9 protein-coding genes and 1 pseudogene are annotated in these 10,615 nt (G+C 72.0%); 7 read left to right on the top strand and 3 right to left on the bottom strand.

Annotation, left to right across the window (positions count from 1 at the left end):
- Nucleotides 1-448 precede the first annotated feature (448 nt).
- The gene (locus AB0H32_RS43285; protein WP_361133551.1) at nt 449-1,210 is read left to right on the top strand and encodes a polysaccharide deacetylase family protein; all 762 of its coding nucleotides are present in this window, start codon (nt 449-451) and stop codon (nt 1,208-1,210) included.
- Between the two features lie 60 nt (nt 1,211-1,270).
- Here AB0H32_RS43285 and AB0H32_RS43280 read toward each other — a convergent pair whose 3' ends face one another.
- A complete protein-coding gene (locus AB0H32_RS43280; protein ID WP_361133548.1) occupies nt 1,271-1,657 on the bottom strand; it encodes a hypothetical protein in 387 nt (128 codons plus the stop codon).
- Nucleotides 1,658-1,894: 237 nt separating this feature from the next.
- On the opposite strand from AB0H32_RS43280, the pseudogene AB0H32_RS43275 reads away from it, so the two are divergent.
- The 6 genes and pseudogenes from AB0H32_RS43275 to AB0H32_RS43250 all read left to right on the top strand — a co-directional run.
- Nucleotides 1,895-2,226: pseudogene (locus AB0H32_RS43275) on the top strand (ThuA domain-containing protein); the annotation flags it as partial.
- Between the two features lie 206 nt (nt 2,227-2,432).
- Complete coding sequence (locus AB0H32_RS43270; protein ID WP_361133545.1) at nt 2,433-3,629, top strand: EfeM/EfeO family lipoprotein; 1,197 nt, start codon at nt 2,433-2,435, stop codon at nt 3,627-3,629.
- The gene (gene efeB / locus AB0H32_RS43265) at nt 3,626-4,840 is read left to right on the top strand and encodes an iron uptake transporter deferrochelatase/peroxidase subunit (RefSeq protein ID WP_361133542.1); all 1,215 of its coding nucleotides are present in this window, start codon (nt 3,626-3,628) and stop codon (nt 4,838-4,840) included. The genes AB0H32_RS43270 and efeB overlap by 4 nt, the downstream gene beginning before the upstream one ends.
- A 176-nt stretch (nt 4,841-5,016) precedes the next feature.
- Entirely contained in the window at nt 5,017-6,846 is a 1,830-nt protein-coding gene (locus AB0H32_RS43260) for an alkaline phosphatase family protein (RefSeq protein ID WP_361133539.1), read from the top strand.
- Between the two features lie 111 nt (nt 6,847-6,957).
- Complete coding sequence (locus AB0H32_RS43255; RefSeq protein ID WP_361133536.1) at nt 6,958-7,959, top strand: phosphotransferase; 1,002 nt, start codon at nt 6,958-6,960, stop codon at nt 7,957-7,959.
- A 237-nt stretch (nt 7,960-8,196) separates the two neighbouring features.
- Nucleotides 8,197-9,765: a N,N-dimethylformamidase beta subunit family domain-containing protein gene (locus tag AB0H32_RS43250; protein WP_361133533.1), complete on the top strand. Its 1,569-nt coding sequence runs from the start codon at nt 8,197-8,199 to the stop codon at nt 9,763-9,765.
- A 21-nt stretch (nt 9,766-9,786) separates the two neighbouring features.
- On the opposite strand, the gene AB0H32_RS43245 is transcribed toward AB0H32_RS43250, so the two are convergent.
- Both AB0H32_RS43245 and AB0H32_RS43240 read right to left on the bottom strand, forming a co-directional pair.
- Nucleotides 9,787-9,975, bottom strand: a complete 189-nt coding sequence (locus AB0H32_RS43245) for a hypothetical protein (RefSeq protein ID WP_361133530.1) — start codon at nt 9,973-9,975, stop codon at nt 9,787-9,789.
- A 179-nt stretch (nt 9,976-10,154) separates the two neighbouring features.
- Nucleotides 10,155-10,615, bottom strand: a 461-nt coding sequence (locus tag AB0H32_RS43240) for a hypothetical protein (protein ID WP_361133527.1), incomplete at its 5' end; no start/stop codon positions are given.

Below are 10,615 nucleotides of genomic sequence, written 5' to 3'. Positions count from 1 at the left end.
CAGCACACCCGCCCCCCCGGCCCCGCCCCCCCCCCCGCGGCCCCGGCGGCCACGGCCGCCACGACGGGTGCGGCGACGCCCAGGAGCGCCGCCGCACCGGACAAACCGCTTCTTCGTCGTCTGGCTGATCCCGCCGAGCGCTTCGGGCGCGTTCTGGAAGGACGCACGTGTCCCCAACCCCCCACAGAAGTCGGCCGGGTGCCGGCGGCGGGCCGCCGCCGGGCAGGGGTCATGGAAGCGGTGATGCGGCGGCGCATCACCAGGACGAACGGGACGACAGGTGAATTCCGGCCCTGTGGAGCGAGGGGTTCCGAAGCGGACGGTGGGCTCCTGTCGCAGAATCACCGCGGAATTGTCCGTGATCGGTAACAGCCGGATCCTCCGGCCGTCCCAGCTCATCCTCAAAGATGCGCGGGGACCCATCGACGACACAAGAAGCGGGGCAGACATGGCACGGCATGGCGGGCGGGGATGGTACGGCCGGGTGGTCGCGGCGGCGGTCGGGGTCACGGCAGTTGCCGCGGCGACATCGGTGTGGACCGCACAGGCCGGCCCCGTCGACGGACACCCGAAGCCGGCGCGTACGGCTGCGCCGACGGCAACGCCCGTTTCCGCCGTCATCGCCCATGCCTCCGACGGCGGCGCCCACGCGGTCAACATCACCATCGACGACGGCCCGGACCCGACCTGGACCCCGCAGGTGCTCCAGGTGCTGCGGGACAACGGGGTGAAGGCGACGTTCTGCATGGTCGGCACCCAGGCGCAGGCCTACCCGGACATGGTCAAGCGGGTGGTGGCGGCCGGGCACCGGCTGTGCGACCACACGGTCTCGCACGACACCGGCATGGACCACAAGTCCGAGGCCTACCAGTCGCAGCAGATCCTGGACGCCGAGCGCCAGATCACCAAGGCGTCCGGGGGCGTCCGGCCGATGTACTACCGGGCCCCGGGCGGCGCGTTCACCCCCTACAGCCGCAAGCTCGCGGCCTCGCACGGGATGCGGCCGCTGGGCTGGAACGTCGACTCCAAGGACTTCGAGCGGCCCGGCACGGGCGCCATCGTCGCCACGGTCCAGCGCGAGCTGCACCTCGGCCCGACCGTGCTCTTCCACGACGCCGGCGGCGACCGCTCCCAGACCGTGGCGGCCCTGCGCACCCTGCTGCCCTGGCTGAAGCAGCAGGGGTACTCCTTCGGCTTCCCCGTGCGCTGACGCGGGAAGTCCCTGCGCGTCGGAAGACAGTCTGCGGCGGGGCCTGCGGCGGGCCCCACCCTAGAAGTGGACCTCCGCACAGGCCCGCCCCCGGGACTCGTAACCGCCGTGGACATGCTCCCAGCCCTCGGCGCAGATCACCGATCCGTTCGGCAGGTCGCGGCCCACGGGTACGGTGAACTTCTGGTGGTAGCCCCAGAACCCCGTGGGGCTGTTCCGGTCGAGGCCGCCGCCCCAGATGTGGAAGTGCCCGGTGAAGTCGCCGTTCCAGGTCGCCGACGCCGACACCTGCTCGACCCTGAGCCCCGATCCTTCGACGTCGATGCAGGTGCGGCCGTTGCAGCCGCGGGCCCCCGCCTCCGCCGACGGCGTTCCGGTCAGCACGAGTGCCGCCACGCTCACCAGCCCGAGCCCCGCCCGCAGCATCCACCCTGACGTCACGCTCATGAGACATGCCTCCGTCCGGCATTGATCAACAACGGGACGACCCTGGCATCCACGGCGGGCGACCTTCTCCCCGCGAGCCCGGATTACATCCGAATGGCGGACACGAACGCGGCCGCAGGGTTCGACCAGTGGATGCTCCAACGCGGCCGATTCCCTCGCTACTTCACCTCTTGACGCCTTTGGTGCAGACCTTGACATTGCACCAACCCCCCACACGTCAGGAGTGACCCATGCACCCTGTCAGAGCGCTGCCCCCTCGCCTCCCTGTGTCCGCGGCTCCTCATTCTGCTGACCGTGCTCCTGGGCACCGCCGGTGCCCCTGCACACGCAGCGCCCGCCCCCCTTCAGGGTGCTGGCCCTCTACAACAGCACCTGGGACGCCGCACACATCAGCTTCGTCGAAGAAGCGAACGAGTGGTTCCCCGAGCAGGCAGCGGCCAACGGGTTCACCTGCACCGCCGGCACCGACTGGGACCTGCTCGCCGACGGCGGGGTGAACGCGTACCAGGTGGGTGCCCTTCCTCCACGACCTGCCGCAGACGGCGGCCCAGCGCACCGGGTTCGAGCGCGACCTGCACCGGCCGGACCGTCCCGGCGGGCACACCCGGTGGCCGCGCACTCGATGGTGACAGCCGGTGAACCCGGAGGGAATTCCTGGTCAATGAATCGTCGGGACGGCTGTTCGGGTGCGTTCGGTTGCATACCATGAGGCCGTCCCTCCGGTCTGCGCACCGCTGCGGGGACAGTTGCGTACGTCGTTCCGGAAAGGCTCGCCATGCCGTTGCCCCGTCTCGGCACGCGGCCGGTCCGGTTCCGGGCGGCCGGTGTGCTGGTCTTCGTGCTGGCCCTCGCCGTCGGAGGAACCCTGCTGGCGTTCTCCCTCGGCGACGGGCACCGCACCCGGGCCGCACGGACCGTCACGGTCGAGGTCTCACCGAGCCACTGCGGCCGGGGCTGGAGCCGGCCGACTCCCGGGGTTCAGACCTTCGACCTGCACAACGCCTCCGACGGAGCCTCCGAGGTCTACCTCGAAGACCCCGCAAACCAGGTCGTGTACGGCGAGGTGGAGGGCATCGGCCCGGGAACGACCCGGCAGTTGACCGTCCGCCTGGGGAAGGGGACGTACGCCTTCAAGTGCGTGCCCGACGACGCCGACGCCGTGACCGGACCCAGCGTCCGCGTCGCGTCGGGGCGGCGCGGGCCGGGTGCGGCCCCCGTCACCGAGCACGACCTGATCCCGCCGGCGCTCGCCTACCAGAAGTGGGTCGGCGGCGGGCTCGAGAAGGTGGTCCGGCTGACGGCGGAGCTGCGCCGGGCCATCGACGACGGCGACCTCGCCGGCGCCCGTACGGCATGGCTGCCGGCCCATCTGCAGTACGAACGGCTGGGGGCGGCGTACGACGCCTTCGGGGACGCGGACGCCCGGATCAACGGAACGGACGCGGGACTGCCCGGCGGGGTCGGCGACAAGGACTTCACCGGCTTCCACCGCATCGAGTACGGGTTGTGGCACGGACAGCCCGCCGCCCGGCTGCGCACCCCGGCGGAGGCACTGCTCAAGGCAGTGACCGGACTGCGGGACAGCTGGTCGCAGTCCCGTATGGACCCGGCCCAGCTCGGTCTGCGCGCACACGAAATCCTGGAGAACACCGTGCAGTTCGAGCTGACCGGCCGGACCGACTACGGCAGCGGCAGCAATCTCGCCACCGCCCGCGCCAACCTCGACGGCACCCGCGAGGTGCTGTCCCGGCTGCGCCCCCTGCTCACCACCCGGTACGCCGACCTGCCCGGCCTCGACAGGGACCTGGACAGCGCCCGGCACACGCTCGACGGGTTCCGTCACGGCGGCCGCTGGACCGCGCTGCCCACCCTGGCCCGGGCCCAGCGGGAGCGCATCGACTCGGTCTTCGGCGACCTGGTCGAACGGCTCGCGTCGGTGGCGACCCTGTGCGATCCCAGGAGGACGGCATGAGCGCCGACGACCGGCGGGAGGGAGTGGGCAGGCGCCGGTTCCTGCGCGGTGCCGCGCTGGCGGGAGCCGGGCTCGCGACCGGTGCCGCTGCCCCGGCCGCACCGACGGCGACGGTGGCCCCCTTCCACGGCAGCCACCAGGCGTCCGTGCTCGCGGCCCCACGGCGCACGAGCGTGTTCGTCTCCCTGGACGTGACCGCGCAGCACCGCGCGGACCTGGTCGACCTACTGCGCACCCTCACCGAGCGCGCCCGCCTCCTGACCTCGGGCGGGACGCCGTCCCCCGTCGGCATCACCGGACCGCCCGCGGACTCGGGCATACTCGGCGACCGGCTGCCCTCCGGCGAGCTGGCCGTGACAGTCGGCGTGGGTGCCTCGCTCTTCGACGACCGGTTCGGGCTGGCCGCCCGCAGACCCCGGCGGCTGACCGCCATGCCCGCCTTCCCCGACGACGACCTCAACGCCGACTGGTGCCACGGCGACCTCAGCCTCCAGTTGCACGCCGACGATCCGGACACCACCCTGCACGCGCTGCGCGACATCGCCCGGCACACCCGGGGCGGCCTGCAGGTCCGCTGGCGCCTGGACGGCTTCAGCAGCCCGCCCCGGCCCTCCGGCACCCCGCGCAATCTGATGGGCTTCAAGGACGGCACGGCCAACCCGGACGCGACAGCGGCCCGCGAGATGGACCGCCTGGTGTGGGTGGGCAGGGGCATGGGCGAGCCGGACTGGGCGGTCGGCGGCAGCTACCAGGTCGTCAGACTGATCCGGATGCTCGTGGAGTTCTGGGACCGCGTCTCGCTGAGCGAGCAGGAGCGCATGTTCGGCCGCGCCCGCTCCTCCGGGGCGCCGCTGGACGGCGACCACGAGCACGACACCCCGAAGTACGCCGACGATCCCAAGGGCGACGTCATTCCGCTGGACGCCCACATCCGCCTCGCGGGCCCCCGCACGGCCGCCACCGCCGACCAGCGCATCCTGCGCCGCGCCTACAACTACGACCGCGGCATGGACGCCAACGGCAACCTCGACATGGGCCTGCTGTTCTGCTGCTACCAGCAGGACCTGGCACGGCAGTTCGAGACCGTGCAGCACCGTCTGGCGGGCGAACCGCTCACCGACTACATCAGCCCGTTCGGCGGCGGCTACTTCTTCGCGCTGCCCGGTGTGCGGGACGCGTCGGACTGGTACGGGCGAGCCCTGCTCGCGTGAGCCTGTCCGGACAAGTCGGCGGCCGGGAAGGGTCAACACACCGTCAAGTTTTGCCCCAACATCCCTGACTCGGTGTTCACCCGCAGGTCATCATGGCTCCGCCGTCGCGCCCCGCGACGGGCGCAGCATCCGTGCTCGTACGACGCACAGACGTTCTGTCCGGAGGGTGAACCACCATGGCAAGCAGGGGAAGACGAGCCGCGATGCGGAGCCTGGGAGCGCTCGCGGGAGCCGCGGCGCTCACCGTGCTCGGCAGCAACGCGCCCGGTTGGGCAGCAGCGCCCGCCGGAGCGCCGAGCGGGCACTCCTCGACCGCGACGCCGATCAAGCATGTCGTCGTGCTCTTCGACGAGAACATCTCCTTCGACCACTACTTCGCCACGTACCCGAAGGCCGCCAACACCGACGGGACGAAGTTCAAGGCGTCGAGGAACACCCCGAAGGACATCGACACCCTCGCGCACGCCGGGCTGCTGAAGCACAACCCCAACCAGTACGCGCCCAAGCGGCTGTCCCCGGCGCAGGCGATGACCTGCGACCAGAACCACTCCTACGGCCCGGAGCAGTACGCCTACAACGGCGGCAAGGCCGACCAGTTCGTGCAGAACACCGAGGTCGACAAGTGCAGCGGCGGCCTGTTCGGCGAGCCCGGCCTGGCCATGGACTACTACGACGGCAACACCGTCACCGCGCTGTGGAACTACGCCCAGCACTACTCCCTGGGCGACCGCGCCTACAGCTCGAACTACGGCCCGTCCACACCCGGCGCCCTCAACCTGGTCTCCGGCAACACGCACGGTGTCATCTCCGTCGACCCGGCCACCGGCAAGCAGACGGCGACCCCCGACCCGTACGCGGTCAAGTCGCCCGACGCCAAGGGCGTGGGCACGATGATCAACGACCCCGACCCGGCGTTCGACGACTGCTCCGGCAAGGACCACACCAGCACCAACGCGCTGGCGGCCATGCAGGGCAGGAACATCGGTGACCTGCTCAACACGAAGAAGGTGAGCTGGGGCTGGTTCCAGGGCGGCTTCCGCCCGTCGGCCGCGTGGAACGGGACGTCCGGGTCGTACGCCAAGTGCGACACCACGCACACCAACGTGGGCGGCGCGGCCGTGGCCGACTACAGCCCGCACCACAACCCGTTCTCGTACTACAAGTCGACGGCCAACCCGCACCACCTGCCGCCGAAGAGCGTCTCCGAGATCGGCCACAACGGGCAGGCCAACCACAACTACGACCTGACCGACTTCACCGCCGCCGTCAAGGCGGGCAAGCTCCCGGCCGTCAGCTTCGTGAAGGCGGGCGAGTACCAGGACGGCCACGCCGGTTACTCCGACCCGCTCGGCGAGCAGCACTTCCTGATCAAGCAGATCAACGCGATCCAGAGCTCGCCGCAGTGGAAGTCGACCGCGGTCGTCGTCGCCTACGACGACTCCGACGGCTGGTACGACCACGCCTACGCCGTCCCGCGCAACGGCTCGCAGGACACCTCGCCGGGCTCCAACGGCAAGGCCACCGACAGCCCCGCCTGCCAGAAGGGCCCGAAGGCGTCCGGCGGTTACGCCGACCGCTGCGGCCCGGGCACCCGCCAGCCGCTGCTCGTGATCTCGCCCTACAGCAAGGTCAACAAGGTCGACCACACCCTCACCGACCAGGCGTCCCTCACCCGGTTCATCGAGGACAACTGGCACACCGGACGCGTCGGCGACCACTCCTTCGACGCGACGGCCGGCTCCCTCACGGGCATGTTCGACTTCCGGCACCCGAACAACAAGCAGGTGCTGCTGAACCCGGACGGCTCGGTGAAGTCCGTCGGCCCCATCAAGCACGTCGCCGCGGTGGCCACGAGCATCACCCCCGGCCCGGCGATGCAGAACACCGCCGCCGACACCGGCGCTTCGGGGTTCCCGGCCGTACCGGTCGGCCTCGGCGTGGGCGCCCTGCTGGCCGCCGGCGTCACCGGCACCTACCTCACGATGCGCCGCAGGCAGCACTCCTGACCCGCACCGCTGACCGCGTACGCCCCCGGACCGCGTCCGGGGGCGTACCCGTCACGCCGTGACGTCGGAAAACGGCTGGTCCCGCGGTGGTCGTGGTGCTGGGATGGTGTGATGGGACATCATGCACCGTTCACCGTGGACCGTGGCCGCCACCAGGACGCGGTGACTCCCTGGGACCAGGAGTCGTGGCGGACCGCTGCACTCGACTGGGTGCACGGCAGGCTCGCCGTGCACGGTCTGCGGGCGACCGGCCCCCTGCAGGTGCGGTTGCGGCCGTGGTCCGTTCTGGTGCGGGTGCCCGTGGCGGGACGGGGGGCCGTCTGGTTCAAGGCGAATCCGCCGGCCAGCGGCTTCGAGGGCGCGCTGACCGCGGCTCTGGCCCGCTGGGTCCCGGAGCACGTCCTGGAGCCGCTCGCCGTCGACGCGGAGCGCGGCTGGTCGTTGCTGCCCGACGGGGGCGACCTCTTCCGGACCGTCCTGGAGCGTGGGCGCGTCGAGCCCCGCGCCTGGGAGAGCCTCCTGAGCCAGTACGCGAGCATGCAGCGCGCCCTGGTCCCGCACGCGCGGGAGATCGTACGGCTGGGTGTCCCGAGCGCCCGGGCCCCGGAGCTGCCCGAGGTCTTCGACAAGCTGCTCGCTCAGAACGCGGCGCTGCGGCCGGAGGAACGCGCACGGCTCGAGGCGCTCCGGCCCCGCCTGGTGGACTGGTGCACCGAACTCGCGGCCTCGGGCGTCCCCGACTCCCTCGACCACTCGGATCTCCACGACGGCCAGCTGTTCAACCCGGAACCGGGCCGGTACACCTTCTTCGACTGGGGCGACGCCGCCGTCTCCCACCCCTTCTGCAGCCTGCAGGTCACGGCCCGCAGGGCCTGCGGCCGGTACGGACCCGAGGTGCTGCCGCGCCTGCGCGACGCCTATCTGGAGCCGTGGACGGGAGCCGGCCGGACGGCGGCCGAACTCCGGCGTGCGGTGCGGCTCGCCTGGAGGCTGAGCGCCCTGGGGCGTGCCCGCGCCTGGGGCGGCTTCTTCCCGACCGCGCCCGGAACCGCCCTCCTGGCCAGGGAGAGCGCCCACTCGCTGCTGGAACTCTTCGAGGAGCCACCGCTGTAGACCGGCACGGACGGGGCCGCGGCCAGGTCGGGGGCTGCCGTGACCGACCCGGCGCCCCCGGCGTACCACTCGTACGGAACAACGCCGGCGGCCGGCCCGGTGTGCCCCTTGTGCGCGTGTCCCGCCGGGCCACGTCCTGCCCGCGCCCTCACTCCGGAGCCTTGGTGCGGTTGCGGGAGGCGGAGCAGCATCGGGAGCCTGGACCCAGCATGAACCGGGGCGGATCCGGGAGGCGCAGTGACCCCAGCCCACGGCACTCCACCCCGGCACGGCCACGGCCTGGCCCGCCGGGGCTTCCTGACCCTGTGCGCCGGCGCGGGCCTGGGCGCGGCCGCCGCCTGCACGCCCGGCCCGCACCGGGAGGCCTTCCGCCCCTTCGGCGGACAGGGCGGGCGGCTGCGGCCGGAGACCGAGCGGGACGCGACGGGCACCGCCGACTGGCGGGTCCGCTCGGCCGGCCCGCCGGAGGCGGTGGCCGCCTACACCGACCGGGTGAGCGTGACCCCGGGCCAGGAGTGCGGCCTGCATGTGTCGACCACCGCAGCCTCGTTCCGGGTCTCGGCGTTCCGCGTCGGCTGGTACGGCGGAAAGCAGGCCCGCCTCATATGGACGTCACCCCGCATACCCGGCCGCACCCAGCCGCCCCCGCGCCTGCTGTCCGCCACCCGCACCGTACGCGCCGACTGGCCCACCACCCTGACGCTGGACACCACCGGCTGGCCGGAGGGCGCGTATCTGCTGCGTCTGGAGTCCGACACCGGCCACCAGCGGTACGTGCCGCTGATCGTCCGTTCCGCGGACGGCACGGGCCGCACGGTCCTGCTGCACGCCCCGGCCACCTGGCAGGCCTACAACCGCTGGGGCGGCTACGACCTCTACACCGGCTCCTCGGGCGCCTACGCCGACCGGTCGCTCGCGGTCAGTTTCGACCGCCCCTACGACGGCGACGGCGCCGAGAAGTTCCTGGTCTACGAACGGCCCCTGGTGGTGCTCGCGGAACGCCTCGGCATCCCGCTCGCCTACACCACCGGCGTGGACGTCCACCGGGACCCCTCGGTGCTGTTCGGAGCGCGCACCCTGGTCTGTCTGGGCCATGACGAGTACTGGACGCCCCAGCAGCGGGAGTACGTCACCCACGCCCGGGACGCCGGCACGAACATCGCCTTCCTCGGCGCCAACACGTGTTTCCGCCGTGTCCGGCTCGAGGACGGGCAGGGGCCGGACGACCGCACGGTGGTCTGCTACAAGACGTCGTACCGGGCCGACCCGTACTACTCGTCCGCTCCGGAGCTGGTGACCACCGACTACCGCAGCCCGCCCGCCGCCGATCCGGAGTCCTCACTCACCGGCGTGCTCTACGAGGGCTATCCGGTCGACGCCCCCTATGTCGTCCACGCCGCCGATCACTGGCTGTACGACGGCACCGGCGTGCGGCGCGGCGACAGCTTCGCCCATCTCGTCGGCGTGGAGTACGACCGGGTCACGCCCGCCTTTCCGACCCCCGGCCAGCTGGAGATCACCGCGCACTCCCCCCTGGTGTGCGGGGGACGCCCGAGCCACAGCGACTCCGCGTACTACACGGCACCGGGTGGCGCGGGCGTCTTCGCGACCGGCACCATGCGCTGGGTGGAGTCCCTGCTGGCCGGCACCGGCGAGCTCGGCCGCGACCACGGCATGGACGCCCGTACGCGTGCGTTCGTCACGCGGACGACGGAGAACCTGCTGCGCACCTTCGCGCAGGGCCCGGCGGCCCGCCACCGTCCTGCGCCCCGCACCAACGTGGCGGAGGTGTACGGCACGGTCTGACCGCGGCGGCCGGGTCCCGCATCAGGGTGTGACGGTCGGTGTCTGCCGGCCCGTGGCACGGAGCAGGTCCCTGCGGGCGTTGTTGCAGATCCGCAGGAGGTGCTTGGCCACGGCGCAGGCCGCGTTGTCGGCATGGCACTGGCGGCAGGTCCGCACGTGCTGCTCGTAGGTGAAACGGGCGTTTTCGAATGCATCGTCGAGAGAAGACATGGACATCTCCGGGCAGAGCGCATCCTGGGATGCGTCGAGTTGACTGACTGGTATACCCAGAACAAGGTGATCATGTTACTTGCGGTACTGGGAAACCGGCTTCCGGTCACCGCCGAGCGCCGGTGTTCGCGGCCTCCGGTACCTCTCGGACGGGGTCCGCGGGGACGGCGCCCGGAGCGTCAGTGACCTCCCGAGGGCTGGTCGCAGCCGTTGTGGTCCGGGTAGCCGCCGAAGGTGTCCGCCTTGGTCTCCGCGCCCGTCATCCGCCCCTCCACGCAGACCGGGTAGTCGTCCACCTCGATGAGGAAGCCGACGCCGGAGCCGTCCTGGTAGGTCTGCACCTGCCCGGCGGAGTATCCGATCCCGGCCAGGGCCCTGCGGGCGCCATCGGCCGTGAAGTCCCCGCGCCTGCGCAGCGGTTCGAGTGCAGCCCGGACGCGCCCGACGGCCGCGAGCCCTTGGCAACGGCGCTTGCCGTGCAGCGCGAAAGGCACCATGAATCCGTGGTTCTCGGCGTAGTGGTCGGTGGGCGGCGCGGTGGGGCTCGGGCTGTACGTCGACGGCCGCGGCGTGGCAGTGGGGCTCTCACCAGGGCACGGGAAGTCCGCCGGCGTGCTCGGCGTCGCCGCCGCGCTCGGCG

Source organism: Streptomyces sp. NPDC020362 (assembly GCF_040642095.1).
Classification (GTDB): Bacteria; Actinomycetota; Actinomycetes; order Streptomycetales; family Streptomycetaceae; genus Streptomyces.
This window is presented reverse-complemented; position numbering and strand designations above follow the sequence as displayed.